The 26,829-nt window shown below is 72.5% G+C and carries 26 protein-coding genes; 14 read left to right on the top strand and 12 right to left on the bottom strand.

Annotated features, from left to right (window positions below; translation table 11 throughout):
* The first annotated feature begins 57 nt into the window (after window positions 1-57).
* The 4 genes from efeO to ACZ41I_RS03135 are packed head-to-tail and all read left to right on the top strand — an operon-like array spanning window position 58 to window position 4,288.
* Window positions 58-1,194 (top strand): iron uptake system protein EfeO, encoded by a 1,137-nt coding sequence (gene efeO, locus ACZ41I_RS03150; protein ID WP_363216332.1) that lies wholly within the window; start codon window positions 58-60, stop codon window positions 1,192-1,194.
* Window positions 1,195-1,209: 15 nt separating this feature from the next.
* On the top strand, window positions 1,210-2,460 hold the full coding sequence (efeB, locus tag ACZ41I_RS03145) for an iron uptake transporter deferrochelatase/peroxidase subunit (protein WP_363216333.1): 1,251 nt from the start codon (window positions 1,210-1,212) through the stop codon (window positions 2,458-2,460).
* A 3-nt stretch (window positions 2,461-2,463) separates the two neighbouring features.
* The gene (gene efeU / locus ACZ41I_RS03140; RefSeq protein ID WP_363216334.1) at window positions 2,464-3,336 is read left to right on the top strand and encodes an iron uptake transporter permease EfeU; all 873 of its coding nucleotides are present in this window, start codon (window positions 2,464-2,466) and stop codon (window positions 3,334-3,336) included.
* Window positions 3,296-4,288, top strand: a complete 993-nt coding sequence (locus tag ACZ41I_RS03135) for an SCO2278 family lipoprotein (RefSeq protein ID WP_468513029.1) — start codon at window positions 3,296-3,298, stop codon at window positions 4,286-4,288. The genes efeU and ACZ41I_RS03135 overlap by 41 nt, the downstream gene beginning before the upstream one ends.
* Before the next feature lie 5 nt (window positions 4,289-4,293).
* Here ACZ41I_RS03135 and ACZ41I_RS03130 read toward each other — a convergent pair whose 3' ends face one another.
* From ACZ41I_RS03130 to ACZ41I_RS03110, 5 genes are all read right to left on the bottom strand, one after another.
* Complete coding sequence (locus ACZ41I_RS03130) at window positions 4,294-5,019, bottom strand: bifunctional DNA primase/polymerase (RefSeq protein WP_363216336.1); 726 nt, start codon at window positions 5,017-5,019, stop codon at window positions 4,294-4,296.
* Between the two features lie 63 nt (window positions 5,020-5,082).
* Window positions 5,083-5,712 (bottom strand): TetR/AcrR family transcriptional regulator, encoded by a 630-nt coding sequence (locus tag ACZ41I_RS03125; RefSeq protein ID WP_468513028.1) that lies wholly within the window; start codon window positions 5,710-5,712, stop codon window positions 5,083-5,085.
* 26 nt (window positions 5,713-5,738) lie between these two features.
* Window positions 5,739-6,743, bottom strand: coding sequence for a small ribosomal subunit Rsm22 family protein (locus tag ACZ41I_RS03120; protein ID WP_363216338.1), 1,005 nt, complete (start codon window positions 6,741-6,743; stop codon window positions 5,739-5,741).
* Window positions 6,744-6,763: 20 nt separating this feature from the next.
* The gene (locus ACZ41I_RS03115; RefSeq protein ID WP_468513027.1) at window positions 6,764-7,945 is read right to left on the bottom strand and encodes a serine hydrolase domain-containing protein; all 1,182 of its coding nucleotides are present in this window, start codon (window positions 7,943-7,945) and stop codon (window positions 6,764-6,766) included.
* Window positions 7,885-9,195, bottom strand: coding sequence for a multidrug effflux MFS transporter (locus tag ACZ41I_RS03110; protein ID WP_468513026.1), 1,311 nt, complete (start codon window positions 9,193-9,195; stop codon window positions 7,885-7,887). Before ACZ41I_RS03110 ends, ACZ41I_RS03115 begins: the two co-directional genes overlap by 61 nt.
* Before the next feature lie 163 nt (window positions 9,196-9,358).
* Here ACZ41I_RS03110 and ACZ41I_RS03105 point away from each other — a divergent pair, with 163 nt between their 5' ends.
* Window positions 9,359-10,117: an SDR family oxidoreductase gene (locus tag ACZ41I_RS03105; protein ID WP_399773776.1), complete on the top strand. Its 759-nt coding sequence runs from the start codon at window positions 9,359-9,361 to the stop codon at window positions 10,115-10,117.
* Window positions 10,118-10,346: 229 nt separating this feature from the next.
* Here ACZ41I_RS03105 and ACZ41I_RS03100 read toward each other — a convergent pair whose 3' ends face one another.
* Together ACZ41I_RS03100 and ACZ41I_RS03095 are read right to left on the bottom strand one after the other, a co-directional pair.
* Entirely contained in the window at window positions 10,347-11,561 is a 1,215-nt protein-coding gene (locus ACZ41I_RS03100; RefSeq protein WP_468513025.1) for a D-alanyl-D-alanine carboxypeptidase family protein, read from the bottom strand.
* Window positions 11,562-11,714: 153 nt separating this feature from the next.
* Complete coding sequence (locus ACZ41I_RS03095; RefSeq protein WP_363216343.1) at window positions 11,715-12,041, bottom strand: nuclear transport factor 2 family protein; 327 nt, start codon at window positions 12,039-12,041, stop codon at window positions 11,715-11,717.
* A 134-nt stretch (window positions 12,042-12,175) separates the two neighbouring features.
* On the opposite strand from ACZ41I_RS03095, the gene ACZ41I_RS03090 reads away from it, so the two are divergent.
* Together ACZ41I_RS03090 and ACZ41I_RS03085 are read left to right on the top strand one after the other, a co-directional pair.
* Window positions 12,176-12,721: a DoxX family membrane protein gene (locus ACZ41I_RS03090; RefSeq protein WP_399773782.1), complete on the top strand. Its 546-nt coding sequence runs from the start codon at window positions 12,176-12,178 to the stop codon at window positions 12,719-12,721.
* 154 nt (window positions 12,722-12,875) lie between these two features.
* Window positions 12,876-13,742: a LysR family transcriptional regulator gene (locus tag ACZ41I_RS03085; RefSeq protein WP_363216345.1), complete on the top strand. Its 867-nt coding sequence runs from the start codon at window positions 12,876-12,878 to the stop codon at window positions 13,740-13,742.
* Window positions 13,743-13,860: 118 nt separating this feature from the next.
* On the opposite strand, the gene ACZ41I_RS03080 is transcribed toward ACZ41I_RS03085, so the two are convergent.
* The 4 genes from ACZ41I_RS03080 to ACZ41I_RS03065 are packed head-to-tail and all read right to left on the bottom strand — an operon-like array spanning window position 13,861 to window position 17,417.
* The gene (locus tag ACZ41I_RS03080; protein ID WP_399773785.1) at window positions 13,861-15,102 is read right to left on the bottom strand and encodes an FAD-dependent monooxygenase; all 1,242 of its coding nucleotides are present in this window, start codon (window positions 15,100-15,102) and stop codon (window positions 13,861-13,863) included.
* Window positions 15,099-15,353: a hypothetical protein gene (locus tag ACZ41I_RS03075; protein WP_363216347.1), complete on the bottom strand. Its 255-nt coding sequence runs from the start codon at window positions 15,351-15,353 to the stop codon at window positions 15,099-15,101. Before ACZ41I_RS03075 ends, ACZ41I_RS03080 begins: the two co-directional genes overlap by 4 nt.
* Window positions 15,350-15,958: a VOC family protein gene (locus ACZ41I_RS03070; RefSeq protein ID WP_363216348.1), complete on the bottom strand. Its 609-nt coding sequence runs from the start codon at window positions 15,956-15,958 to the stop codon at window positions 15,350-15,352. The genes ACZ41I_RS03075 and ACZ41I_RS03070 overlap by 4 nt, the downstream gene beginning before the upstream one ends.
* Window positions 15,959-16,007: 49 nt before the next feature.
* Window positions 16,008-17,417, bottom strand: a complete 1,410-nt coding sequence (locus ACZ41I_RS03065; protein WP_363216349.1) for an MFS transporter — start codon at window positions 17,415-17,417, stop codon at window positions 16,008-16,010.
* Window positions 17,418-17,585: 168 nt separating this feature from the next.
* Here ACZ41I_RS03065 and ACZ41I_RS03060 point away from each other — a divergent pair, with 168 nt between their 5' ends.
* Window positions 17,586-18,461 (top strand): LysR family transcriptional regulator, encoded by an 876-nt coding sequence (locus ACZ41I_RS03060; protein ID WP_363216350.1) that lies wholly within the window; start codon window positions 17,586-17,588, stop codon window positions 18,459-18,461.
* A 68-nt stretch (window positions 18,462-18,529) separates the two neighbouring features.
* Here ACZ41I_RS03060 and ACZ41I_RS03055 read toward each other — a convergent pair whose 3' ends face one another.
* Window positions 18,530-20,239, bottom strand: a complete 1,710-nt coding sequence (locus ACZ41I_RS03055) for a class I adenylate-forming enzyme family protein (protein WP_468513024.1) — start codon at window positions 20,237-20,239, stop codon at window positions 18,530-18,532.
* 620 nt (window positions 20,240-20,859) lie between these two features.
* Between ACZ41I_RS03055 and ACZ41I_RS03050 the strand changes: the two genes are divergently transcribed.
* The 6 genes from ACZ41I_RS03050 to ACZ41I_RS03025 all read left to right on the top strand — a co-directional run bounded on the left by ACZ41I_RS03050 (window position 20,860) and on the right by ACZ41I_RS03025 (window position 26,813).
* Window positions 20,860-21,597: a hypothetical protein gene (locus tag ACZ41I_RS03050; protein WP_399773795.1), complete on the top strand. Its 738-nt coding sequence runs from the start codon at window positions 20,860-20,862 to the stop codon at window positions 21,595-21,597.
* A 468-nt stretch (window positions 21,598-22,065) separates the two neighbouring features.
* Entirely contained in the window at window positions 22,066-22,761 is a 696-nt protein-coding gene (locus ACZ41I_RS03045) for an O-methyltransferase (protein ID WP_363216353.1), read from the top strand.
* Window positions 22,762-22,915: 154 nt separating this feature from the next.
* Entirely contained in the window at window positions 22,916-24,115 is a 1,200-nt protein-coding gene (locus tag ACZ41I_RS03040; protein WP_468513084.1) for a 3-deoxy-7-phosphoheptulonate synthase, read from the top strand.
* A gap of 97 nt (window positions 24,116-24,212) precedes the next feature.
* Window positions 24,213-24,545, top strand: a complete 333-nt coding sequence (locus tag ACZ41I_RS03035; RefSeq protein ID WP_363216354.1) for an antibiotic biosynthesis monooxygenase family protein — start codon at window positions 24,213-24,215, stop codon at window positions 24,543-24,545.
* A 101-nt stretch (window positions 24,546-24,646) separates the two neighbouring features.
* Window positions 24,647-25,810, top strand: a complete 1,164-nt coding sequence (gene metK, locus ACZ41I_RS03030; protein WP_399773800.1) for a methionine adenosyltransferase — start codon at window positions 24,647-24,649, stop codon at window positions 25,808-25,810.
* Window positions 25,811-25,841: 31 nt separating this feature from the next.
* Window positions 25,842-26,813 carry a carbohydrate kinase family protein gene (locus ACZ41I_RS03025; protein WP_363218922.1) on the top strand — a complete coding sequence of 324 codons (972 nt, stop codon included), beginning with the start codon at window positions 25,842-25,844 and terminating at the stop codon, window positions 26,811-26,813.
* The last annotated feature ends 16 nt before the right edge of the window (window positions 26,814-26,829 follow it).

The raw sequence follows: 26,829 nt of genomic DNA, 5'->3' as shown, positions 1-26,829 counted from the left end.
GGTAAGCCTCAGGTAAGTTAGGCCAGCCTCACCACACCAGATCCGCTGGGAGCCTGCATGCGAGCCGTCCGACTGACCGTCACCGCCGCCACGACCGTGGCCGCTCTGACCGCCCTCTCGGCCTGCACCGCGAAGAGCGAAGCCAAGGACGGCGACGCCATCCAGGTCACCGCCGCCAACTCGAAGTGCGACACCTCCGCCACGTCGGTCCCCGCCGGCCACGTCACGCTGAAGATCGAGAACAAGGGCACCAAGGCCACCGAGGTCGAGATCCTCTTCCCGGACGACCGGATCGTCTCCGAGAAGGAGAACATCGGGCCGGGCACCGAGTACACGCTGACCGCCGAGATCAAGGCGGGCTCGTACGAGATCGCCTGCCGCCCCGGCATGAAGGGCCGCGGCATCCGGCAGAAGCTCGACGTGACCGGCGGTGGTACGAACGCCAAGCGGAACCCGCAGCTGGACAAGGCGGTCGCCGACTACCGCCAGTACGCGCAGGACCAGGCCGACGCCACCGTGCCGCTCGCCGAGGCCTTCGCCAAGGCGGTCAAGTCCGGCGACCTCGACGCCGCCAAGAAGGCCTACGCCCCCTCGCGCCTGGGCTGGGAGCGCACCGAGCCGGTCGCCGAGTCCTTCGGTGACATCGACCCGAAGACCGACACCCGCGCCGACGGCCTGGAGAAGGGCCAGAAGTGGACGGGCTGGCACCGGCTGGAGAAGGCCCTCTGGGCGGACAAGAAGATCGGCGCCGACGAGAAGACCCTCGCCGACCAGCTGGTGAGCGACCTGAAGGACTGGCAGAAGCGGGTCGGCACGGCCGAGATCACCCCGACCTCCATGGCCAACGGCGCCAAGGAACTGCTCGACGAGGTCGCCACCGGCAAGGTCACCGGTGAGGAGGACCGTTACTCGCACACCGACCTGGCCGACTTCAAGGGCAACGTCGAGGGCGCGCAGAAGGCGTACGAGCTGCTCAAGCCGGTCGCCGCGAAGAACGACCCGGCGCTGGCCAAGGAGCTGGACAAGCAGTTCACCGCGCTGAACGGCGTGCTCGACAAGTACCGCACGGACAAGAACTCCTACGACTTCGTCTCCTACGACAAGGTCACCAAGGAGCAGCGCAAGGAGCTGTCGGACGCGGTGAACGCGCTCGCCGAGCCGCTGTCCAAGCTCGCCGCCGCGGTCGCGAAGTAAGCAGGGGGCAGAGCGATGACCGAGAACCAGGGGAGCAATCCGTCGCGCCGGGCGCTGATCGGCTGGGGCGGCGCCGGGCTCGCGCTCGGTGCCGCGGCGGCCGGAGGCGCGGTGGCGATGGCCAAGGCCGGCGACGACGTGGACCCGGTGGCCGCCGAGACGGGCGGCGCGGTGGAGTTCCACGGCGCCCACCAGGCGGGCATCGCCACGCCCGTCCAGGACCGGCTGCACTTCGCCGCGTTCGACGTGAAGACCGAGGACCGCGACGAGTTCGTCCAGATGCTCAAGGACTGGACGGCGGCGGCCCGGCGGATGACCGCGGGCGAGCCCGTCGGTGAAGGCGCCTACGGCGGACTCGCCGAGGCACCGCCGGACGACACCGGCGAGGCGCTGGGGCTCAAGCCCTCGCGGCTGACGCTCACCATCGGCTTCGGGCCCTCGTTCTTCGAGCACTTCGGGCTGCGGGACCGGCGGCCGGAGGCCCTGGCCGACCTGCCGCAGTTCCCCGGCGACAACCTGGACAAGTCCCGCACCGGCGGCGACCTGTGCGTCCAGGCCTGCGCGGACGATCCGCAGGTGGCCGTGCACGCGATCCGCAACCTCGCCCGCATCGGCTTCGGCAAGGTCGCCATCCGCTGGTCGCAGCTCGGTTTCGGCAAGACCTCGTCCACGACCCCGGACGCACAGACGCCCCGCAACCTGATGGGCTTCAAGGACGGCACCCGCAACATCGCGGGCACCGAGACGGACCGGCTGAAGAAGTTCGTGTGGGTCGGCGACGGCGACGGTCCCGGCTGGATGACGGGCGGGTCGTACCTGGTCGCCCGGCGCATCCGGATGAACATCGAGACCTGGGACCGCACCTCCCTGCAGGAGCAGGAGGACGTGTTCGGGCGGGACAAGCGCGAGGGCGCGCCGGTCGGCAAGGCCAAGGAGCACGACGAGCCGTTCCTGAAGGCGATGAAGCCCGACGCGCATGTGCGTCTCGCGCACCCGGACTCGAACAACGGGATCACGATCCTGCGCCGTGGCTATTCCTTCACCGACGGCACCGACGGCCTCGGCCGCCTGGACGCCGGCCTGTTCTTCCTGGCCTACCAGCGGGACGTGCGCAAGGGGTTCATCCCGCTGCAGCGCAAGCTGTCCGCGCACGACGCGCTCAACGAGTACATCCAGCACGTGGGTTCGGCGGTGTTCGCCGTGCCGCCCGGTGTCCGGGACTCCGGCGACTGGTGGGGCCGCACGCTGTTCTCCAAGGAGGCGTAGCCCGTGTTCTCCAACTACCTGATCGGTCTGCGCGAGGGCCTGGAGGCGTCGCTCGTCGTCTGCATCCTCATCGCGTACCTGGTCAAGACCGGCCGCCGGGACGCGCTGAAGCCGGTCTGGATCGGCATCGGCATCGCGGTCGCCATCGCGATGGGCTTCGGCTGTGTCCTGCAGTACGGCTCCCAGGAACTGACGTTCCAGGCGCAGGAGGCGCTCGGCGGCTCGCTGTCGGTCGTCGCCGTGGGCCTGGTGACCTGGATGGTGTTCTGGATGCGGCGCACCGCCCGGCACCTGAGGTCGGAGCTGCACGGCAAGCTGGACGCGGCCCTCGCCATGGGCACGGGCGCGCTGGTCGCCACCGCGTTCCTGGCCGTCGGCCGGGAGGGCCTGGAGACCGCGCTGTTCGTGTGGGCGTCGGTGCACGCGGCGAGCGACGGCACCCCGCGCCCGCTGATCGGCGTGGCCCTCGGCCTGGCCACCGCGGTCCTGCTCGGCTGGCTGTTCTACCGGGGCGCCCTGAAGATCAACCTCGCGAAGTTCTTCACCTGGACCGGCGGCATGCTGGTCGTGGTCGCGGCGGGAGTCCTCGCCTACGGCTTCCACGATCTGCAGGAGGCGAGCTGGCTCCCCGGCCTGACGAACCTGGCCTTCGACATCAGCGACACCATCCCGCCGGACAGCTGGTACGGCACCCTGCTCAAGGGCGTCCTCAACTTCCAGCCCGACCCGACGGTCCTCCAGGTCACGGTGTGGCTGCTGTACCTGATCCCGACGCTCGCGATCTTCCTCGCCCCGGTAGGGTTCGCCTCCGGAAAGGGGAAGGTGAAGGGATCCGATGAGCAGGGATCGCAGCCCGCGCAGGCTCCGCAGGCGTGAGAGGAACGCACTCATAGCGGCCACGCTGACCGCTTTGTCGCTCACGGCGAGCGGATGCGTGGTGGTGCACGGGGAGCGCGAGGTGCTCCCCGCCGCCAGCCGCGCCGAGGCCGCCAAGGCGCTCACCGCGTTCACGACCGCGTACAACAAGGCCGACAAGGCCTACGACAACTCCCTGGACGCGCCCTTTCTCACCGGCCCGTTCGGCGACATCACCGCCGCGCGGCTGAAGGCGCTGCACGCCAACAGCCCGTCCGGCAACCCGAACCACGTGCCGCTGACGCTGTCGGACGTGAAGATCACGATCCCCGAGAAGGCCGGCTGGCCGCGCTGGTTCGTCGCCGACGCCCAGGGCAACAAGACCGGCAGGGCCCGCTGGCTGATGGTCTTCACCCGGCAAGACCTCGGTCAGCGCTGGCGGGTGGCGTATGTGACCCTCCTGGCGCCCGGCACCGTGCCGGAGTTCAAGACGGACAAGGACGGCTGGGCCGAAGCGGTACCGGCCGACTCCGCACGGTTCGCCGTCGAGCCGGGGAAGCTGAGCGCGGACTACGCGACCTATCTGAAGAAGGGCGGCCGGACCTTCGCCGACGGCACGTACACCAGTGTCGAACGCGCCAACCGCGCCAAGCGGGACCGCAAGCCGGGGCTGGTCACGCAGTTCATCGACCGGCCGCTGACGAGCGGCGACTACGCCCCGCTGGCGCTGCGCACGGCGGACGGCGGCGCGCTGGTGTTCTTCACCACGCACCACTACGAGAAACAGACCGCCTTCACCGGCACCACGGTCCCGGCCCAGCCCAAGGACGTCCAGGCCCTGACCAAGGGTGAGGTGAAGCAGTCCCTGACCCTGGAGCTCATGTCGGCGGAGGCCGCCCTGGACCCGCCGGGAAGCGGCAAGGTGTCGGTGCTGGGGCGGGTGCCGGGTCTGGTGTCAGCGCAGGGCGAGTAGCGCTCCTAGGCGCCGCGCAACGGCCAGGCCACACTCTCCGTGCCCGTGTACCGCGCACACGCGTCGGTCAGCGCCTCCAGCAGACTCAGGGGATCCGGCAACGCATGCTCGGGCCCCCGCACCCACCGCACCTGCTGATCGTCACCGGGCAGCCGCGCCGGCGGCACCAGCACATACGAACCCCGGCAGTGCCAGCGCAGCCCCGGGTGCTCGTCCATGGTCTCGGGGTGGCAGTCCAGCTCGCACGGCCACCACTCGTCCTCGTCCTCGGGGGTGCCGCGGGTGAGCGTGAAGAACAGCATGCGGCCGTCGTCGCTCTCGGCGACGGGACCGACCTCGACACCGGAGGAGAGCAGCCGCTCAAGGGCCTCCCGCCCGGCTTCCAGGGGGACGTCGAGGACGTCGTGGACCATGCCGGTCGCGGTGATGAAGTTGGCCTGCGGCTGGTGCCGGGCCCAGCGCTCGAGCTGGGCGCGGTCGGTGGTGGACTGGGTCTGCCAGGCGAACGACACCGGGTGCCGGGCCGGGGTGGGACAGCCGACGCGGTCGCAGGAGCAGCGGTAGCCGGGGGCGGGGTACGCGGCCGGGGCGAGCGGCAGGCCCGCCGCGGCGGCGGCGAGCAGCAGGGCCTCACGGCCGCCGTCGTCGGCGGCTTCCTTCGGGCGGCGTCCGAGCAGCCACTGGGAGAGTTTGCCCTGCCGGCCCGACCGGCCGCCGAACGTCGCGCTCATCTATCCCCTCAGTCTGGTGGTCGCCTCGCTGGTGTGCGGACAGTGTGCCCCATCGTCCCATCTTCATCTGCTTCGGGGTGGCTGGGATGCGATTCCGTGCAGTGCGTACTCGACCAGGGTGTCCGTGTAGTCGTAGGAGATCGGTCCCGTGTGCTGCAGCCAGCGCTGCGCGAGCGGGGAGACGAAGAGCTCCAGGGCGATACGGGGGTCGACGCCGGCCCGTACGTCCCCGGCGTCCTGGGCGGCGCGCAGCCGGTCGACGTACAGCTGGAGCTGGGGTTCGAGGAGTGTGGTGACGAGCTCGCGGCCGAGCTCCTCGTCGACCACGCCCTCGGCGGCCAGCGCCCGGGAGGGCACCTCGAAGCGCGGGTCGAGCAGCTGGTCCACCGTGATCCGCAGCACCGCCTTGAGGTCGGCGGCGAGGTCCCCGGTGTCCGGGACGGCGTACGGCTCCTGGCCCGCTTCCCGGGCCGCCTGCCGGGACAGGTCGAGGAACGCCTCCAGCAGGACGGCCGCCTTGGAGGGCCACCAGCGGTAGATCGTCTGCTTGCCGACGCCGGCCCGGGCGGCGATCCCCTCGACGGTGGTCTTCCGGTACCCGACCTCGCCGACCAGGGCGAGGGCGGCGGCGTGGATCGCCCTGCGGGACTTCTCGCTGCGGCGGGTGGCGTCGGGGGCGGGCTTGTCGACCATGGGGCGACGTTAACAAGCCACGGCGGCTACGCGGACGGCTCCGGGGCGTCCTCCGGCGGCCACGGGTCTCCCCACTCGGCGTCCCGTGCCGCCTTGTACAGGTGGCCGTGTCGTTTGGTGACCGTCGTGCGGCGCAGTTGCTCCTCCGCCTCGCACAGATCCAGCAGCACCTGGCCCTTGCGGATCTGCGGGCGCCGGACCACGCGGGCGGGGGCCGGTTCGGCGGGCAGGCGGGTGGCGACGACGTACGAGAACTTCTCGTCCTCGTACGGCAGGGTGCCGCCCTTGACCTGCCGGTGCAGGGAGGAGCGGCTCACCCGGGCGGAGAAGTGGCACCAGTCCCTGCCGGGCTCGATGGGGCAGGCGGCGCTGTGCGGGCAGGGGGCGACGACGTGGAGTCCGGCGCGGATCAGGCGGTCGCGGGCTTCCAGGACGCGGGCGTAGCCGGCCGGGGTGCCGGCCTCCACGATCACCACGGTCTGCGCGGCGGCCGCGGCGGCGTCGACGAGGGCGGCGCGGTCGGGCCCGGCCAGCTCGTTGAGGACGTACGACACCGTGACGAGGTCGGTGTCCGCAAGGGTGAGGTCGGCGCCGATCCGGGCGCGCTGCCAGCGGGCGCCGCGCAGGGCCGGGTGGGCGGCGGCGATCTCCCGGCCGAGGGCGAGCGCGGGCTCGGCCCAGTCCAGCACGGTGACGCTGCGCTCGCCGGGCCAGGTCGCGGTGACGGCCCAGGTGGCGGCGCCGGTGCCGCCGCCGACGTCGACATGACTGCCGGGCGTCCAGTCGGGCACGGCCTGGGCGAACGCCTCCAGTGCCGAGCGGACCGCTTCGAAGGTGGCGGGCATGCGATAGGCGGCGTAGGCGGCCACGTCGGCGCGGTCGCGGAGGATCGGGGCGTGGGTGGGGGTCTCCCCGCGGTAGTTGGCGATCAGCCGTTCCACGGCTCCGGCGGCCTGGGTGGGCGGGAGCCCGGCGAGGACGTCGTCCAGGGCGGCGCGCAGGGTCTGGGCCGGGGTCACGGGGTCGTTCACCCGGTGATTCTACGGCGGACTCAGATCACCGCCCGTGCCAGAAGGGTGGCCAGGGCCGCCCTGGGCCCGCTGTCCGGTGCCTTGCGCCGGGGATGCACGGTGTTGGCCAGCAGCACCAGGAACGTGTCCGTCCTCGGGTCGAGGACGAGCGACGTGCCGGTGAAGCCGGTGTGGCCCGCCGCGCCGCTGCCCGCCAGTTCGCCCATGAACCACGGCTGGTCGACGACGAAGCCCAGCCCCGGCGGGGTCAGCAGCAGCTCGACGAAGTCGGGGCCGAGGATGCGGGCGGGACCGTAGGAGCCGCCGGCGAGCAGGGTGCGGCAGAAGACCGCGAGGTCGCGGGCGGTGGAGAAGAGGCCCGCGTGGCCGGCGACGCCGCCGAGCGCCCAGGCGTTCTCGTCGTGGACCACGCCCCGCAGCATCCCCCGGTCCGCCTTGGCCCACGGCCGCCGCTGGTCCTCGGTGGCGGCGGCGCCGGGGCAGGGTCCGAAACCGGTGGCCGTCATGCCGAGCGGGCGGGTGATGCCGTCCTGGACGAGGACGTCGAGGGTGCGGCCGGTGATGCGTTCCAGGACGGACTGGAGCAGGAGCATGTTGAGGTCGGAGTAGCGGTACCGGCCCGGCTCGGCCGTCGGGGCCTCGGCGCGCAGCAGCGCCAGCCGGGCGGCGTCGTCCGGGCAGTCGTACAGGGGCAGCTCCGGGCGCAGCCCCGAGGTGTGGGTGAGCAGCTGCCGCACCGTGATGCCATGGGCGGCTGCGGCGTGGAAGTCGGGCAGGTAGTCGCCCACCCGGGCGTCCATGCCGAGGGTGCCGCGCTCGATCTGCTGCACCGCGGCGACGGCGGTGAACAGCTTGGTGAGGGAGGCGAGGTCGAAGGGTGTGTCGACGGTGGCCGGGACCCGGGCGGCGAGCGGCAGTTCGACGCCGGTGCCGGTCTCGGGGTCGCAGGAGGCGTAGCGGACCGCCCAGCCCGCCGCCTCGGCCACGGCGATCACGGGGCCGCGGCCGGCCAGCACGACGGCGCCGGCCGCCCAGGGGCGGTCGCCGGCGGTGAGGGCGTGCACCTCGCCGACCAGGTGCCCGAGCTCCACGGGGTCGAGTCCGGCCCGTTCCGGCGTGTCGGCGCGCAGTCTGGGTGCGCTCAGTTCCCGTCTCCCTCCACCTGCGCACGAGTGTTCCCACGTGCGCTCCAGGGACGGCACATTCCCACGAAGCAGGCCGCCGCGACCAGTGCTCCCGCCAGCTGGACCACCGCCATGGGGACGGCGGTGTGCTCTCCGGCGACGCCGACGAGCGGGGAGGCGACCGCTCCGACGAGGAAGGAGGAGGTGCCGAGCAGCGCGGAGGCGGAGCCGGCGGTGTGCCGGGTGCGCAGCAGGGCGAGGGACTGGGCGTTGGGCAGGGTGATGCCCATGGCGGACATGAGGACGAACAGCGCTGCCGCGACGGGGGCGAGGCCCACGTCACCGAGGGCGCCGGTGGACATCAGCAGCAGCGCGGTCGCGGCGAGCACGATCACCGTCAGGCCGGTGGCGAGGACCTTGTCCAGGGCGACCCGGCCGACCAGCAGCTTGCCGTTGACCTGTCCGGCGATCACCAGGCCGACCGAGTTCAGGCCGAACAGCAGGCTGAAGGTCTGCGGGGAGGCGCCGTAGATCTCCTGGACGACGAAGGGGGACGCGGATATGTACGCGAACAGCGCGGCGAAGGCGAAGCCGCCGGCCAGCATGTAGCCGGTGAAGGGCAGGTCGGCGAGGAGCGCCCGCATGGAACGCAGGGCCGCGCCGACTCCCCCCTCGTGCCGGTCGCCCGGCGCCAGGGTCTCGGGCAGCCGCAGCCAGACCAGCGCGGTGAGCAGGGCTCCGACCGCCGTGAGGACCACGAACACCCCCCGCCAGTCCGTCACTCGCAGGATCTGCCCGCCGATCAGCGGGGCGACGACCGGCGCGGTCCCGGAGATCAGCATCAGGGTGGAGAAGAAGCGGGCCATGGCGACTCCGTCGTACAGGTCGCGTACGACGGCCCGCGCGATGACGATGCCGGCCGCGCCCGCGAGTCCCTGGGCCAGACGGAAGGCGACGAGGGTCCCGACGTTCGGCGCGAGGGCGCACAGGGCGGTCGCGAGGAGGTAGACGGCGAGGCCGGTGAGCAGGGGCCTGCGGCGGCCCCAGCGGTCGCTCATCGGGCCGACGACCAGCTGCCCGAGCGCCATGCCCAGCAGGCAGGCGGTGAGGGTGAGCTGGACGGTGGCGGCGGGCGCGTGCAGGGACTCGGTGACCTCCGGCAGGGACGGGAGGTACATGTCCATCGCGAGCGGGGGTGTCGCGGTGAGGCCGCCGAGGACGAGGGTGACGAGCAGGCCGGTGCGGCGGGTGCCGGCGGTCGGTGGCGCGGCAGGGGCGGTGGAGCCCTGTTCCGTCTCCGGTGGCGGTGCCGCCGCGTGCTCGGGCATGTGTTCCTCCCTGGGTGTGACCGGCACCCATGCTCTCAGCTCGCACAGAGTGCCGGGGTACGCATGAGCGAGGGCGGGGCGACGAGACGGCCGCCGTGACCGTGTAACCGTATGGCGGACAGTAGATTCCGTATGGCGGATGCTCCGCCTACGCTGCGGAGCCATGACTGACAGGCAATCGAAGATCGCGGTGGTGACCGGCGCCGGTTCCGGCATCGGGCGGGCCGTCGCCGTGGAGCTGCTCGGGGCCGGCTGGTCGGTGGCGCTGGCCGGCCGGCGCACCGAGCCGCTGGAGGCGACGGCGGCGCTGGTCCCGGGGGCCGCCGCGCTCGCCGTGCGCACCGACGTGTCCCGGCCCGAGGACGTGGAGGGGCTGTTCACGGCGACGGTGGAGCGGTTCGGCAGGGTGGACCTGCTGTTCAACAACGCGGGCACCTTCGGCCCCGGCGGAGTCCCCGTCGAGGAGCTGTCCTACGACGCCTGGCGGCACGTGGTGGACACCAACCTCAACGGGGCGTTCCTGTGCGCGCAGGCGGCGTACCGGCGGATGAAGGAGCAGGAGCCGCAGGGCGGCCGGATCATCAACAACGGCTCGATCTCGGCCCACACCCCCCGCCCGCTCTCGGTCGCCTACACCACGACCAAGCACGCGCTGACCGGGCTGACCAAGTCGCTGTCGCTGGACGGGCGGCCGTACCGCATCGCGGTCGGGCAGATCGACATCGGCAACGCGGCGACCGACATGACGGCCCGGATGCAGGCCGGTGTGCTCCAGGCCAACGGCGAGGTGGTCCCGGAGCCGGTGATGGACGTGTCCGACGTGGCACGCACCGTACGGCACATGGCCGAGCTGCCGCTGGAGGCGAACGTGCAGTTCGCGACGGTACTGGCGACGGCGATGCCGTACATCGGGCGCGGCTGACCCTGCGTGCGCAAGCGGACTTCGAACATCCGCGGTATTGCGGCCGGTCGAGCACATGTGCTCAACTTTCCTCCACAAGAGCTTCACACTTGGAGCATGTGGATTCCGCAGCCACACCGCAGCCACACCGAGGGGGGAGGCGGCGGCCGTTCCACCGGGCCGGAGTTGGGGGCGGCCCCCGCGCGGGACGCGGGGTGCGCACCGGCCGGTGGAACGGCCGCCGCTCGCTTCAGCGCCGGTGCCGGCCGCCCGGCGCCGCAGGCTCCTCGGCCTCCTGGGACGCCTCCGCCCCCGCGACCGCCGCCACCGCCCTGCGGCGCCGTTTCATCACCAGCACCCCCGCCGCCGCCAGCAGCAGCGCCGTGCCTCCCGCGCCCTCCACCAGCCGTCCGGTGGACGGGCCGCCGGAGCCCGAGCCGGGCGCGCCGGCCGCCGCCCGCACCGTCTTCCGCGCCGGCGCCGGACCCGCGCTCGCCCCGCCCTCGCTGAGCGGATCGACCAGCGTGCCCACGGCCTGTGCCGAACGCCCCGGTCCGAAGCCCCAGTCGAGCAGCGCGGCGGTCTGCTCGTAGACGGCGTTGCTGCCCTCGGCGGGGTGCATGACCGTCACCAGCAGGGTGCGCCCGTCCCGGGTGGCCGCACCGGTGAAGGTGTTGCCGGCATGGCTGGTGTAACCGTTCTTGACGCCGATCAGGCCGTCGTACGTCTTCAGCCCCCACGCCCCGGTCAGCAGGCGGTCGGTGTTCTGGATCTGGAAGGTCTTCTTGCCGCCCGCCGGGAAGTCGGCGGTCCGCGTGCCGCAGTAGCCGCGGAAGTCGGCGTCCTTCAGGCCGTGCCGGGCGAACAGCGTGAGGTCGTAGGCCGAGGAGATCTGGCCGGGGTGGTCGAAGCCGTCGGGGCTGACCACATGGGTGTCCAGGGCCTGCAGGTCCACGGCCTTGGCCTGCATCTCGGCGACGGTCCTGGCGATGCCGCCGTTCATGTGGGAGAGCACGTGCACGGCGTCGTTGCCGGAGCGCAGGAACACGCCCTGCCACAGCTGCTCGACGGTGTAGGTGATGCCGGGCTTGATACCGACGAGGCTGGAGCCGGCCGGAACATCGGCGACATCGGCGTCCTTGACCGTGTACCGCTCGGTGCGGTCGAACTTCTTCAGCACGGTGTCCGCGAACAGCATCTTCAGCGTGGACGCGGGCGGGAGCCGCCGGTGCGCGTTGAACGAGGCGAGCACGTCTCCGCTGTCGTAGTCGGCGATCAGCCAGGACTGGGCGGTGATCTTCTTGGGCAACCCCGAGGCACCGCGCACCTGGACGCCGGAGCGGGCCAGCCGCTCGCCCCCGACGACGGTGGAATCGGCGGCGGCCGCGGTGGCTGTGGACACGGGAAGGGCGGCGGCCGTCAACCCGAGGACGGCACGTCGGCTGAGCCGGGAACATTCACGCACCCGGGGACCGTACACCGCGCCCAGCAGGGGATTCCCTCAGGGCGGGCCGGTACGGCGTGGAATTTGCCGCGTTATGTAAATCCGATGAGTCGCCTCGGTTTCACAACTGCCTTTTACCTGCCCGTCCATGCCCGCCCGTCCATGCCTGCCCGTCTATGCCTGGCCGGTCTCGAAGCGGGAGATCCGGCCGTCGTCCTCCACCGTGAAGGTCCACCTGGTGCGCATCTCGCCCCAGGTGTCATTGCGGTAGCGGGCGAGCAGGGCGCGGCCGCCGGCGGACTCCTTGTCGACCTCCATGTGGCCGTGGGAGGAGAAGATCTCCCGGTCGATCCAGTCGGCGAGGTCACGGTCGGAGCCGTCGTCGGACATGGTCGCGCCGGGGGCGAGCAGTGCCATGAAGCCTTCCAGATCACGGGAGTTGACAGCGTTCACGAAGGCCCGGACGGCAGGGTCGCTGAGCTTGGCCGGCTGAATCGTCATGGCGCCAGGTTCACACCGCTCTCCCGGCCCCGCCACCCGAACGCCCGCCACGGCGGGCCCGCCGGTGCGAGAGCTGCGACGGTGGAAACGCGGGAGGAACCAGCCCCCGTCCGCCTGTCTGCATGGGAGTCACCGTGAGCTGTTACGACCGACGCGATCTGGGGCTGCTGCTCCTCAGGCTGGGGACCGGCGGGGTGCTGGCCGCACACGGCGCGCAGAAGCTGTTCGGCTGGTTCGGCGGGCACGGCCTGGAGGGCACCGGCCAGTTCATGGAGTCCGTCGGTTACGCACCCGGCAGGGCGAGCGCGACGGCGGCCGGGCTCGCGGAGGCCGGCGGCGGCACTCTGCTCGCCCTGGGTCTGGCGACCCCGGCGGCGGGCGCGGCGGCGGCCGGCGCGATGGCGGGGGCGGCGGCGGTCCACCTGCCCAACGGCTTCTTCGCCCAGGAGGGCGGCTACGAATACGCGGCGAGCCTGGGCCTCGCGGCAGCCGGCCTCGGCATCGCGGGTCCCGGCCGGCTCTCCCTCGACCACGCCCTCGGCCATGTCTTCGACCGCGGCTGGATGGTGCCGGCGGCCCTCGGCGCCACGGCCGCGGCGACGGCGCTGGTCGTGGGCGTGCGCGCGCGGCGGGTGCGGGCGAAGCGGGAGGGCGAGCAGGAGGTGCTGTTCGAGGAGTAGCGGGGGGACGAGCAGGAGGCGCCGCTCCGGGTCACCCCGGCCACCCGGGCGTCAAGTATTCTTTCCCATTCAATTATTGGAAATATCTGACCGATGAGGTATCAATATAGCCACATAATCGTGCGGGAACGCAGACGGTTCGGGGGGATTCCGTGTGCAGCGCGACATAGAAGTGAAGCTCCTGCGTACGTTGCTGGCCGTCGTCACCGAAGACGGATTCTCCCGTGCCGCACAGTCGCTCCACGTCACCCAGCCGACGGTCAGTCAGCAGATCCAGCGGCTGGAATCGATCGTCCAGGCCCCGCTGTTCCACCGCGAGAAGCGGCCGATGCGCCTCACTCCGGCCGGGCGGGAACTGGTGGCGCACGCCCGCCGGGTCATCATGCTGAACAACGAAGTGCTGGATCGCGTGTCGGCGATTTCCAGCCAGGAAACATTCAGCATGGGCTGTTCCATCCATTTCACCGACGGCCTCGGCAGGATGCTCACCCGCATGGCCGTGGAGCGGCCCCATGTGCGGTGCGCCATGATCACCGGCCAGAGTTCCGCCCTCGCCGACCGGGTCGCCGAGGGCGAACTCGAAGCGGCCCTGCTGCTCGGCACGAACACCCCGCGCTGCGAACTGCTGGGGCGGCTGCGCCTCGACTGGTTCGGCCGGGTGCCGCTCACCGCCGGGAGCCGGGTGCCCATCGCCCTCATAGGCGGCCGTTCGGCGCTCAGCCTGCACATCGCCGAGACCCTCGACCGCAACGGTGTCCCCTGGTACTCGATCCCCTGGTGCTCCGACCCGCTGGCCGTACGGGCCTCCGTCCAAGCCGGCCTGGCCTACACGGCCCTGTGCGAGAACGCCCACGAAAAGCACTCGGAACTGCGCCCGGCGGCACCGGGCATGCTGGGCCCCGCTCCCGCGCCGCTGCCGGTGTACCTGGCCTTCTCCCCGACCGTCCGCGAGTCCGTCGTGGACGCGGTGCGGGCCGCTGCCCGCACCATCCTGGCGGACTCACCCGTCTCCCCGCCCTGAGCCGGCCTTCGCGTGGCCCGTGCCCTGGAGACCTCCGGCGACGGCCCGTGCTCGGGTGGCCGGCCCGGGGGATTGGCCGGCCGTGGCGGCCCGTCGCCGGAGGTGGATCGGTGACGGCTCAGTACGAGCCGCGGGCCGCCCCCCGCGCCGTCAGCTTCGGGCCGTACGGCGCCGAATCCAGCCACTCGCCCGCCCTGCGGCCCGCCGAGGCCACCGCCGCGGCGGCACGCTCGCGCAGCCACAGCGAGGGACGCCGGGCCAGCATGTGGTCCAGTGCGGTGGTGGCGCAGGCACGGTTGTAGGTGGCCGCGTCCTTGCGTTCCTCGGCGAAGCGGCCGATCGCCGCCCCGGCGGCGGCCCGGTCGGGGCCGGCCTCCAGGGCCCGGACGATCGCCTCCACCGCCCGGACCGCGTCCGGGATGCTGGAGTTCATGCCGCGGGCGCCGAACGGCGCGAACAGGTGCGAGGCCTCGCCGGTCAGCAGGATCCGCCGGTGGGTGTCCGTGAACCGGGCCGCGACCTGCTGGGCGAACCGGTAGGTCGAGACCCAGCGCACCCGTTCGCCGTAGGCCTCCGGGAGGATCCGCGGGATCCAGCGGCGCAGGCCCTCCGGGGAGACGAACCGCTCCGGGTCGTCGTCCGCCTTCAGGTTCAGGTCGACCCGCCAGCCCCCGGCGAAGGGAACGGTCAGGACGTTGCGGCCGCCGACGTTCGGGTGGCGGTAGTGGAAGACCCGTTCGATCGGCATGGGATGGTGCTCCGGGTCGTCGTCGAGGTCGACCACCACGAAGGTGTTGCGGGACCGCGGACCCTCCAGCGGGCTGCCGATCGCCGACCGCAGCACGGAGCGCGAGCCGTCGGCGGCCACCACGTAGTCGGCCTGCCACTCACGTCCCGCGGAGTCCGTGAGCAGAACGCCCTCGGGCGTGCTCAGCGCCGAGGTCACCTCCACGCCCCAGTGGAACTCCACCCCCTGCTTGCGGCACGCCGTCGCCATCAGGTCCTCGGTGATCACCTGTGGCAGGCTCGTGAAGTGCGGCAGCCCCTCGCGGGTCGTCGGCGGGTAGGTGCGGACGTAGATCTCCCGGCCGGCCCAGTACGAGCGCTTCGTCGCCCACATAAGGCCCCGGCCGGCCGTCTCGTGGCCGAGCCCGGGGCTGAGCCGCTCCAGTTCGCGCAGCGAGGCGCCATGCAGGTAAGCGGCACGGCTGCCGGGCCGTACGGTGTCCTCCGTACGGCGTTCCAGCACCACCGCGGGCAGGCCGGCGGCGCTCAGCGCCAGGGCGGCGCTGAGGCCCGCGGGACCTGCGCCCACGACGAGGACCGGGTGACGCGTGGAGGTGCCGGTGTCCGCGTTCATGCCGTCTCCTCGGCGAGGTGGAGGGTGTCGGAGGTGAAGCTGACGATGCGGCCGTCGAGACCGCCGGTGAGGGCCGCGTGCCACACGGCGGTGCGGATCTCCGTCCCGTCGCGGCGCAGTACGGCCTCGGCCGCGTCGGTGCTCAGTTCGAGGTAGTCGCCGGCCCGGCGTGCGGTCAGGCCGGCCGCCTCGGCCGCGCCCACCACCGGCGCGAACTCCGGTACGTCGAGCACGTACAGGGTGAGGCTCACAGTCCCGCTCCTTCCGTGCCCTTGCGGACCAGCTCCGCCTTGCGCTGCCACAGCGCCTCCACCGACGGCCGCGGGGACTCCGCGACGTCGGCGAGTGCGCGGACGGTCAGTTCGGCGTCCCGGGCGTCGATCGCGGACATCACCCGCAGCGGGCGGGTGATCTCCAGCTGGATGCCGTTGGGGTCGTCGAAGTAGACGGACTCGATGAGTTCGTGGGCGAGGGGCCGGGTGACCCGTATCCCGTGTGCCTTCAACCGCTCGCGCCAGGCGAGGAGCTGCTCCTCGGTGTCGACGTGGAAGGCGAGATGCCGGGAGCGGTGCATGAGGTCGCTCGGGGCATCCTCTTCCGGCAGTCCGAAGTAGTAGAAGAACGCGAGGCGGTTGCCCGCGCCCATGTCGAAGAAGAAGTGCACGAAGTCCGGGTAGTCCTCGGTGACCCATCCGGTGGCGGTGATGGCGTGCACGAGTGGCATGCCCAGGGCCTGGGTGTAGAACTCGACGGTGGCCCGGGGTTTCCAGGTGACGAAGGCGAGATGGTCGACCCCGTCGACGTGCAGGGCCGGCAGGCCCGGCCCGGGACGGGCGGACGGTGATGCGGTTGCCAATGCTCCTCCTGTGGTGGGAACAGGCGCTGCACGCCGGGGCGGGGTCGGTTCAGCTCGCGGAACGCCCCCTGAGCCCCGTCACGGCGATGATCGCCCCGAGCAGCAGGGTCAGACCCCCGACGACGAGGGCCCACTTGGTGCCGCCCGCGTTCGTCGAGGACAGGTTGAGGACCACGCCGAGGACGGCGACGCCGAGGGAGGCGCCGACCTGGCGGGCCGAGTTGAGCGCGCCGGCGCCGATGCCGGCCAGCTCGGGCGGTACGGAGCTGGCCATGCCGGCGACGAGCGCGGGCAGGGCGAAGGAGACACCGAAACCGAAGGCGAGCAGGCCGACGACGGTGGCGGCCAGCGCGAGACGGGAGTCGCCGGTGAACGGCGCCTGCAGCAGCGCGCCGACGCCCATCAGGACGAACCCGATGGTGGCGGGGCGGCGCGGGCCGATACGGCCGACGAGGCGCCCGGTGTAGATGGGGTTGAAGGCGGTGGGCAGGGTCAGCGGCAGGAAGGCCAGGCCGGCGCTGAACGAGGAGTAGCCGCGGCTCTCCTGGAAGTACAGCGACAGGACGAACAGCAGCCCGGACAGACCGAAGTTGGCGAGCAGCCCGGCGCCGAGCGCGGCGGAGAAGCCACGGCTGCGGAACATGCGCAGCGGCAGCATCGCCGCGTCCCCGGCGCGCGCCTCCGCGGTGACGAACACCGCCGCCGCGACCGCCGCCAGGACGAAGGAGCCGACCACCAGGCCGGTGCCCCAGCCCCGGTCCGGGCCCTCGATCAGCGCGTACGACAGGGCACCGAGGGCGACGACGGCGCTGATCTGGCCGACCCCGTCGAGGCCGCTGCGCTGCTTGCGGGCGGTCTCCGGGGCGAGGCGCAGGGTGATGACGAAACTGATCAGTGCCAGCGGCACGTTGATGAGGAAGATCGCGCGCCAGCCGACGGTGTCGGTGAGCGCACCGCCGACCAACGGACCGGCGGCGAGGGCCAGTCCGGTGATGGCGGCCCAGTTGCCGACGGCGCGGGCGCGGTCGGCCGGGTTGCTGTAGGCGTTGGTGATCACGGCGAGGGACGCGGGCAGCAGCAGCGCGCCGGCGACACCGAGGGCGAGGCGCAGCGCGACCAGTGCGCCCAGGGAGTTCGCGGCGGCCGAGACGCCGGAGAGGACACCGAAGGCCACCAGGCCCCAGAGGAAGATGCGGCGTCCGCCGAAGCGGTCGGACAGCCAGCCGGCGGTGAGCAGCAGAGCGGCGAAGGTGATGGTGTAGCCGTTGGTGACCCACTGCAGACCGCTGAGCCCGACGTGGAGTGCCTTGGAGATGGCGGGCAGCGCCACCGAGACGATCGTCATGTCCAGCAGGACCATGAAGTAGCCGAGCGAGAGCCCGACCAGCAGGGTCCGCGAGGGCTTGTCGGTTCGTGCCGGTGCGACGGAAGCCCGTTGCGGTTCCGCCTGCGTCGACATGTTTTTCTCCTTTGTTTCGCTGGAGTCAAATTGCCGCGCCACGCGGGGAGTCGGGCGGCGGCACAAACCATTCAAGCGGACCGGAAAGGCGAATTGTCGCTGGTGACGACGGGAATGCCCTATGGGTAACATCGGCTCAGCCGATCGGTCATCGGGGGGAGCACGGACGTGGAGTTACGGCATCTTCGAACATTCGAGACGGTCGCCAGGACGCTGAGTGTCACCCAGGCGGCCAGGGAGCTGCACTACGCCCAGTCCAGCGTCAGCGACCAGATCCAGGCGCTGGAGCGTGAGCTGGGGGTCGAGCTGCTCGACCGCTCGCAGCGGCGGGTGCGGCTGACGCCGCAGGGCGTGACGCTGTCGGAGTACGCCGAGCGGCTGCTGAAGCTGCTGGAGGAGGCGCGCTGGGCGGTGAGCAGGCCCGGCGCGGAGGTCTCGGTGGGCGCGCTGGAGACGGTGTGCCTGCACGTCCTGCCCGGGGTGCTCACGCGTTACCGCGCGCTGTACCCGGAGACGCGGGTGCGCATCGCCCAGGACAACCGGGGCGAGCTGTACAAGGCGGTACGCCGCGGTGACCTCGACGTCTGCCTGACCTTCGGAGACCCGCCGCCGGACGCGGGCCTGCACGCCGAGACACTGGCCGAGGAACCGCTGGTGGTCATCACCCCGCCGGACCATCCGCTGGCGGCGCGCGGCCGGGCACACCTCGGGGAGCTGGCCGCGGAACCCTTTCTCGCCACCGAACGGGGCTGCGGGTTCCGGGAGATGTTCGACAACACCTTCTCCGGGCCGGCCGCCAAGGAACCGGTCGCGGAGGTGTCGAGCATCGGCACCCTCGGCGCGTGCGTGGCGGCGGGCATGGGCTGCGCCCTGCTGCCGTCCCTCGCGGTACGGGCCCAGGCCGACCGCGGCGAGGTCGCACTCGTCGAGGTCGACGACGTGTCCCTGCGCACGCACATCACCATGACCTGGCTCGCACGCAACTCGACCAACCCGAACCTGATCACCCTGCAGACGGTGCTTCGTAAGCAACTGGGGGGCTGAGGCGGGCTGCCGGGCGGTGAGCGCGGGCCGCGGCGGCCCGGCCGGCGAGGTGACCCGGCGGTGGGGCGTCATCGCTGGGGCTCCCGCTCGTCCGGTGTCCGTTCCGGGGCGCGGCGGGACGGGTGGGCGGGTAGCGGGGGCAGGGGGATCGCGCGGAGGCGGGCTCGGGCGATCTTGCCGGTGACCGTGGTCGGCAATTGATCCAGCACCACCAGTTGTTCGGGGAGCTTGTAGGTCGCCAGCCCCTTCGTGAGGAGGTGGGCGGTGATGTCGTCCAACGTCATGTGCGTACCCTCGCGCAGCGCCACGATCAGGCACGAGCGCTGACCCAGTCGCGGGTCGGGGCGTGGGACGATCGCATGCTGGGCCAACTGGGGCAGGTCGTCGAGGAGTTCCTCCACCTCCAGCGCGCTGAACTTCAGCCCGCCCCGGTTGATCAGCTCGTCGGCGCGCCCGCGATGGACGACCGAGCCGTCCGGCTCCAGCGCGGCCCGGTCACCGGTGCGCAGCCAGCCGTCCGCGGTGAACGCGGCCCGGGTCAGCTCCGGGTCGAGGTGGTAGCCGGAGAACATGTACGGGCTGCGGTACTGCAGCTCACCGGTCTCGCCGGGCGCCGCGGGCCTCCCGTCCCGGCCGAGTATCCGCACCGCCGCACCGGAGACCGGCCGCCCGACGGTCCCGACCGCCTCGGGCCGGTCACCGGGACGGGTGTAGGTGCCGGCGCCGACCTCCGTCATCCCCCACTGCACGACGAGGCGCGCCCCCAGCGTCCGGCGGACCCCGTCGGCCAGCTCCCGGGGCACCGGCGCACCTCCGGTGCGTACCTCGCGCAGCGTCCGGACGGGCGGCCAGGAGGCCTCCGTACCGTCCTCCAAAAGGGCGATCAGATCGCGCAGTTGAGCCGGTACGGCGAACGCGGCGGTGGCGCCGGCCGCCTCCAGTGCGGCGGCGAACCGGCTCGGATCCCAGCCGTCGACGAGCCCGACGGCGCCGCCGGTGACCAGTGCGAGGTGCACGGACAGCAGTCCGAAGGCGTGGCTGAGCGGGCTCGCCGAGACGATCGTGTCGGCGGCGTCGAGGCCGCCGTCGGCCGCGACGGCCGCCGCGTTGCCGAGGAGCCCGCCATGGCTGTGGACGCACAGTTTGGGCCGCTGGGAGGTCGTTCCGGAGGAGGCCAGCAGCATCAGCGGGGTCCGCGGATCGGCCGGCGCGGGCGGCAGCCGCAGCGCCGGGTCGGCGTCCGCGTCCGGGTATGCGCCCGGGACCGCGTCCGGGTCCGCGTCGAACAGCTCGGCCAGGTCCGGCAGGCCGCCGGTGTCCGGGCGGGCGGCGCCCGCGGTGGACACCCACACGTGCCGTAGTCCGGGGCACCGTTCCCGCAGGGTGAGGATCTCACCGGTTCGGTCGTGCCCCCGCTGGAACGCCGCGGCGGCCAGCGCGACCGCGCCCGACTGCTCGATCAGCCGCTGCGTCTCACGGGTACCGTGCGCGCCGTGCAGCGGCAGCAGCAGCACGCCGAGCCGGGCGGTGGCGGCGTGCAGCACCACCAGCTCCCAGGAGTCGGGCAGTCGGGCCGCCAGTACGTCGCCGGCCGCGAGCCCGCGCCGGTGCAGCGCGGCAGCGGCCCGCTCCGCCTGTTCCAGGCAGTCCCGCCAGGTCCGCCACCGGCCCGCGTCCCACACGGCGGGCTCCGTACGGCGGGCGGCGGCGTGCTGCAGGGCGTCGGTGAACGTACGGGTCGCGGTCACGGGTTCCGTGCGGGAAACGGGGGCGTTCACGAAGCAACCTCCGAGGGCGGCAGAACGATGCAGACGCTGCCTTGCGACACGGATTGTGTGCGGCGCCGGATTCACTCGTCCAGCACCACCCGATAAGAAATCCCGATGGAGCAAGGGCCGCCTGCGCGCAATAAAAAACCTCAATGGAAGGGATTTCCCGGCGGCCCACGAAGGATTCTCCCCGTGTCACGCGCTCCCGGCCGCCCTGCCCGCCGCCGGAAAACGATCAACGGAAGGGAAACCGGGAGGTCGGCGGCACACCCCCTGGGCATGGAAACCCTTGATCTCCGCACGTGCGAGGGGGTGGGAAACAATCAATAGGGAAACGGGAAATTCCGCTTCTGGAAAGCGCCGAAACAGCCCCACCGAAACCGATCGCCGGCACCGATTCGCGCCATCGGGAAAGCCGATGCGCCGCATTTTCCCTGATGAGGGCGGCCGTAAGGCGGCGCGGCCGTGCTTTTTCGGGCCGCTGGAGCCCGGCAGCACCAAATCGCCCTTGTCCGGAAAGCACGCGGCGACACAGAATTCCCACGGCCCTGAGGCAGGAGGTATCGATGGCCTTCGTACATTCCTCTGGCACCACCGACCGGCAATCCCGTCCGACCGACGGACCGGCCGTGGAAGAGGCTTTCCGGGCGGCAGACCTGCGCCGCCTGGACGCTGTGATCCGTGACGCCCGGTTCGCCGCCACGGCGTCGGCGTCCGAACTCGTCGCGCCGGCGCCGCACGGCACCGGGGCGGCGCTGACCGAGCGGGAGTGCGTCTTCGACCACTGCGCCGTCCTGCTGTTCCCCACCACCCTCGCGGCGGGCCTGCGTGACCTGCGGGCGCGGGGGCTGGATCCCCTGCCGACCGTGCCCAGCACCGTGGTGCGCGCCCGCCTGGCGGAGCGTCACGGGCTGGACCCCGCGGCATGCGAGGTGCACATCACCCGGCTGCGGCTGGACTTACCGGACGGGCGGCGGCACCCCGCGGTGGAGGTCTTCCTCTTCCCGCGCGACAGCGCCGCGTTCGAGGACCGGATCGCGGTGCACGAGGCCGCGTACGGCTTCGAGAACCACACCGCGTTCGTCATGCCCCGGCCCTCCGGTCCGCTGCTGCGCCGGCTCGTCACCGCCTGGCACACCGAGGCCGGGCTGCTGTGGGAGGGCGGCGGACACAATCCGCACGAGGGCGGCCGGGACGGCTCCACCGTCACGTACTTCGTCCGCGAGCCCCGGCGGCCCGGCCGCCGCCGCTTCGAACTGCACTGCGCCGGCGACCTGCGCGGCGCCATCGCCGACCTCCCCCGACCGACGGAGGCGGTCCGCCACGCCTACGCCACCTGGCCGACCACGACCGGCACACCCACCTGAACCACGGGCAGCCCCAACCCGGCGGGGCCACAGCCGAAACGACTCACCCCGGCAGGCCCGACCGCCGAAGCCGCAGCCGGACCCGGCGAGCCCGGGAAGCCCGACCAGCGGCCGGTGGCCGGAACCGGCGGGCCCGGCAGCGTCAACCGCCGGACCGGGCGCCACCGACCGGCAGGCGCGCACAGCCCGAACGGCCGGGCCGGCAGCCTCCACCGCCGGACCCACGGTCCGAAGTGCCGGACCGGACCACCCCGGCCACCGGGCTCCACGGCCCGACCGCCACACCCGACCGCACCACCCGCCGGACCCCACAGCCTCCACCACCGGCCCCGACCGCCGGACCCGGCGACCCCGCGGAGCCGCCCGGCCCGCTCCGCCCGCTTCGACCTGCTCCGACCCGCGTGTCCCCTCTTCTGCCCCGCCTTCTTCGCCCACGCACCCAACCCCCTACAACCACCGGGAGTACTCGTGCTGCGGAACGACACGCTCAGGAACATCCCGCTCACACCCGAGCTGCACGACTACCTGCTCACCCAGGGCAGGATGAGTCCCGACCCGCTCCTGGTGGAACTGGAGGAGCGGACCCGGGCGGCGATACCCGACCAGGCGCACATGGTGGTCGCCCCGGAGGAGGCCGCGCTGCTGACCTTCCTGGTGCGGCTGCTGGACGCCCGGACCATCGTCGAGGTGGGCACCTTCACCGGATCCTCCTCGCTCTGCCTGGCCCGCGGCCTGCCCCCGGGCGGTTCCCTGATCACCTGCGACGTCTCCGCCGAATGGACCGCGCTGGCCGAGGAGTTCTGGGACCGGGCCGGTGTCGCCGACCGTATCGAGCTGCGCCTCGGCCCGGCCTCGGACACCCTGCGCGCCCTGCCCGCCGAACCGCACCTCGACCTCGCCTTCATCGACGCCGACAAGCCGGGCTACATCGACTACTGGGAGCAGCTGGTCCCGCGCATACGGCCGGGCGGGCTGATCCTCGTCGACAACACGCTCTTCAGCGGTCAGGTGGTCGACCCCTTCCCCGGCGAGAAGCCGGCCGCCGTGCACGCGTTCAACGAGCACGCCCGCAAGGACGAACGCGTGGAGCTGGTCATGCTCGCGGTCGCCGACGGCCTGACGCTGGCACGGCGGCTGCCCACCGAGGAGTCGACGCTCCGATGACGCCCACCGGATCGCCGTACGCGCCCCGACGCGGGCGTACCGCCGGGGGCCACCGTCCGCCCCCGCCCCGAACCGCAGGAGGACGAGCGTGATCGGGCTCTCCCGCCCCGGATATCCACTGCACTCGCTCGGCGTCGAGGTGCCCCTCGACGACCTGGACGAGGACTTCCCACGCGACCTGGGCGCCGCCGAACAGCAGCCGGACTGGGCCGACCCCGTCCAGGTCGCGGCGGCCCGCGCCGAACTGGCCCGGCTGCCCGGCCTGGTGACCTGGGAGGAGGTCCGTCTGCTGCGGACCCTGCTCGCCGAGGCCGCCACCGGCCACTATCTGGTGATCCAGGCAGGCGACTGTGCCGAGGACCCCGCCGAGTGCGCACCGGCGACGGTGATGCGCAAGGCGGGCCTGCTGGACGCCCTGGCCGGGGTGATGGTGGCGGGCACCGGGCAGCCGGTGGTCCGCATCGGCCGGATCGCCGGTCAGTTCGCCAAGCCGCGCAGCGCCGGCACGGAGCAGGTCGGCGGTGTGGAACTGCCGGTCTACCGCGGCCATCTGGTCAACGGCCCCGAGCCCACCGCCGCGGCCCGCCGCCCGGACCCCCGGCGCATGCTGGAGTGCTACTACGCCGCCCACCGTGCGGTGACGTATCTGCGGCAGCGCACCAGCGACTGGGCGCTGCCGACCGGGGCGCCGGTGTGGACGAGCCACGAGGCGCTGGTGCTGGACTACGAGCTGCCGCTGCTGCGGCGTACCACCGCGGGCCACATCCTGCTGGCCTCCACACACCTGCCGTGGATCGGCGAGCGCACCCGCCACCCGGACGGCCCGCACGCCCGGATGCTGGCGCATGTGACCAACCCGGTGGCGTGCAAGGTCGGGCCGGCGACCCGGCCGGAGGATCTGCTCGCGCTGTGCGCCCGGCTGGACCCGGGCCGCGAGCCGGGCCGGCTGACGCTGATCTCCCGGATGGGCGCGGCGGCGGTCCGCGACGCGCTGCCGCCGCTGGTCACCGCCGTACGCGAGGCGGGACACCGGGTGGCGTGGCTGTGCGACCCGCTGCACGGCAACACCGTCAAGTCGCCGTCGGGCGTCAAGGTCCGTTCGGTGCGGACGGTGGTGGCGGAGGTCCGGGCGTTTCTGGAGGTCGTCGCCAAGTCCGGCGGCACGCCCGCCGGGCTGCACCTGGAGACCACGCCGCACGAGGTCGCCGAGTGCGTCTGGGCGGATCCGGCGGAACTCGACACCGAGGCCGCGCGGACCGCGTGCCGGGCCGTCCCCGCGTCCCTGTGCGACCCGCGGCTCAATCCGGCGCAGGCGGTCGAGGTGGCCCGCGCATGGGCCGCACCTGCCCCCTGACGGCCGCCGGCCCCTTCCCGTCCCCCGAGCCGTCGCCGACCGGCGCCCGCCGGGCGGTCGACCGTTCAACCACCTGTTCACGAAAGGAATACGACCCATGTCAGAAACGATCATCCGCACCGACGACGGCACCTTCGCCATGATCAACGTCTTCGAGGTGGAGCCGGAGAAGCAGCAGGAGCTGGCCGAGGTGCTCAGCGAGGGCGCCGAAAAGTTCATCCGGCACCGGCCCGGCTGCATCTCCGTCAACATCATGACCAGCCTGGACGGCAAGCGCCTGGTCTACTACGCGCAGTGGCGCAGCAAGGGCGACATCAAGGCCACCATGGCCGACCCGGACGTCCAGGTGTACCGGGACCGGGCCGCCGCGCTGGGCAAGCCCGACCCGCACGCGTACACGGTGTTCGCCGTGCACCACCCGGAGAGCTGACGGCCGCTCCCCCAGTCCGGCACCGCGCCTCCCCGTCCGCCGGGGCGGCGCGGTGCCCCCGCACCGCCCCCCACTCGCCCGGGTAAGGAGACGCCCGCACCATGACCCGTCGTCTGTTCACCTCGGAGTCCGTGACCGAGGGTCATCCCGACAAGATCGCCGACCAGATCAGCGACACCGTTCTCGACGCGCTGCTGCGCGAGGACCCGGCCTCCCGGGTCGCCGTGGAGACGCTCATCACCACCGGCCTGGTGCACATGGCCGGCGAGGTGACGACCACGGCCTACGCGGACATCGCGACCCTGGTCCGCGACAAGATCCTGGAGATCGGCTACGACTCCTCCAAGAAGGGCTTCGACGGTGCCTCCTGCGGAGTGTCGGTGTCGATCGGGGCGCAGTCCCCGGACATCGCGCAGGGTGTCGACACCGGCGGCGCCGGGGACCAGGGCCTGATGTTCGGCTACGCGACCGACGAGACGCCGGAGCTGATGCCGTTGCCGATCCGGCTCGCCCACCGCCTGGCGGAGCGTCTGACCCGGGTCCGCAAGAACGGCACGATCCCCTACCTGCGTCCGGACGGCAAGACGCAGGTCACCATCGAGTACGACGGCGACAAGGCCGTACGCCTCGACACGGTCGTCGTCTCCTCGCAGCACGCCTCCGACATCGACCTGGAGTCGCTGCTCGCCCCCGACATCCGCGAGTTCGTCGTGGAGCCGGAGCTGAGGGCGCTCGGCGAGGGGGACATCAAGCTGGACACCGAGGGCTACCGGCTGCTGGTCAACCCGACCGGCCGGTTCGAGATCGGCGGCCCGATGGGCGACGCGGGCCTGACCGGCCGCAAGATCATCATCGACACCTACGGCGGCATGGCCCGGCACGGCGGCGGCGCGTTCTCCGGCAAGGACCCCTCCAAGGTGGACCGTTCGGCGGCGTACGCGATGCGCTGGGTCGCCAAGAACGCGGTGGCGGCCGGCCTCGCCTCCCGCTGCGAGGTGCAGGTGGCGTACGCGATCGGCAGGGCGGAGCCCGTCGGCCTCTTCGTCGAGACCTTCGGCACCGAGACCGTACCCGTGGAGCGGATCCAGTCGGCCGTCACCGAGGTGTTCGACCTCCGTCCGGCCGCGATCATCCGCGACCTGGACCTGCTCCGCCCGATCTACGCCCGGACGGCGGCCTACGGCCACTTCGGCCGCGAGCTGCCCGACTTCACCTGGGAGCGCACGGACCGGGCGGAGGCACTGCGGGCCGCGGTGGGAGGGTGAGATGCGGACGGGTGAGGTGCGGGAGGGTGAGATGAGGATCGCCGTCACCGGGTCCGTCGCCACCGACCATCTGATGACGTTCCCGGCCCGCATCACCGACCAGTTGCTGGCCGACCGCCTGGACCGGGTGTCGCTGTCGTTCCTGGTGGACACCCTGGAGATCCGGGAGGGCGGTGTGGCGGCCAACATCGCCTACGGGCTGGCCCGGCTGGGCCACCGTCCGCTGCTGGTCGGGGCGGTCGGCGCCGACTTCGAGGGCTACGGCGCCCGGCTGGCGGCCCTGGGCGTGGACACCGGTGCCGTCCTGGTGTCCGCCACCCGCCACACGGCCCGGTTCCTGTGCACCACGGACCCGGACGGCAACCAGCTCGCCTCCTTCTACCCGGGTGCGATGACCGAGGCCGCCGCGATCGACCTCGCCGAGACCGTCCGGTCCCGGGACGGCGTGGACGTCGTCCTGATCGGCGCGGACGACCCGGCGGCGATGGTCCGGCACACCCGCGCCTGCCGCACCCTCGGGATCCCGTTCCTGGCCGACCCCTCCCAGCAGCTGGCCCGGCTGGAGGGCCCCGACGTCCGGGAACTCGTGGACGGCGCCGACCACTTGTTCACCAATGAGTACGAGCACGGGCTGCTGCTCCGCAAGACCGGCTGGTCGCACGCCGAGGTCCTCAGCCGGGTGGGCACCTGGGTGACCACCCTGGGCGGCCGGGGCAGCCGGGTCGAACGGGCCGGGCAGCCCGCGGCGGAGGTGGCGGCGGCCCCGGCGACCGCGGTCGCCGACCCCACCGGGGTGGGCGACGCCTACCGCGCCGGCTACCTGTCCTCCCTGGCGGCGGGCCTGGACCCGGTGCGCTGCGCACAGACGGGCTCCGTGCTGGCCTCCCTGGCCCTCGCGACGGTCGGCACCCAGACCTACGACGCCGACCCGGCCACCGTGCAGTCCCTGCTCACCACGGCCTACGGCGCGTCGGCCACACGGGGCGCGCTGACACCGGGCTGAGGTGCCGGCAGCTGCC

The sequence above is a fragment of the Streptomyces sp. NPDC030799 genome (assembly GCF_055572255.1).
Note: the sequence above shows the minus strand (reverse complement) of the source record. Positions and strands in the feature narration are given on the sequence as shown.

Excerpts from the sequence above, each read along its gene's own strand:
- efeO (WP_363216332.1), top strand. The coding sequence starts at position 58 with ATGCGAGCCGTCCGACTGACCGTCACCGCCGCCACGACCGTGGCCGCT.
- efeB (WP_363216333.1), top strand. The coding sequence starts at position 1,210 with ATGACCGAGAACCAGGGGAGCAATCCGTCGCGCCGGGCGCTGATCGGC.
- ACZ41I_RS03135 (WP_468513029.1), top strand. The coding sequence starts at position 3,296 with ATGAGCAGGGATCGCAGCCCGCGCAGGCTCCGCAGGCGTGAGAGGAAC.
- ACZ41I_RS03130 (WP_363216336.1), bottom strand. The coding sequence starts at position 5,019 with ATGAGCGCGACGTTCGGCGGCCGGTCGGGCCGGCAGGGCAAACTCTCC.
- ACZ41I_RS03125 (WP_468513028.1), bottom strand. The coding sequence starts at position 5,712 with ATGGTCGACAAGCCCGCCCCCGACGCCACCCGCCGCAGCGAGAAGTCC.
- ACZ41I_RS03110 (WP_468513026.1), bottom strand. The coding sequence starts at position 9,195 with ATGCCCGAGCACGCGGCGGCACCGCCACCGGAGACGGAACAGGGCTCC.
- ACZ41I_RS03105 (WP_399773776.1), top strand. The coding sequence starts at position 9,359 with ATGACTGACAGGCAATCGAAGATCGCGGTGGTGACCGGCGCCGGTTCC.
- ACZ41I_RS03095 (WP_363216343.1), bottom strand. The coding sequence starts at position 12,041 with ATGACGATTCAGCCGGCCAAGCTCAGCGACCCTGCCGTCCGGGCCTTC.
- ACZ41I_RS03080 (WP_399773785.1), bottom strand. The coding sequence starts at position 15,102 with ATGAACGCGGACACCGGCACCTCCACGCGTCACCCGGTCCTCGTCGTG.
- ACZ41I_RS03065 (WP_363216349.1), bottom strand. The coding sequence starts at position 17,417 with ATGTCGACGCAGGCGGAACCGCAACGGGCTTCCGTCGCACCGGCACGA.
- ACZ41I_RS03035 (WP_363216354.1), top strand. The coding sequence starts at position 24,213 with ATGTCAGAAACGATCATCCGCACCGACGACGGCACCTTCGCCATGATC.
- metK (WP_399773800.1), top strand. The coding sequence starts at position 24,647 with ATGACCCGTCGTCTGTTCACCTCGGAGTCCGTGACCGAGGGTCATCCC.
- ACZ41I_RS03025 (WP_363218922.1), top strand. The coding sequence starts at position 25,842 with ATGAGGATCGCCGTCACCGGGTCCGTCGCCACCGACCATCTGATGACG.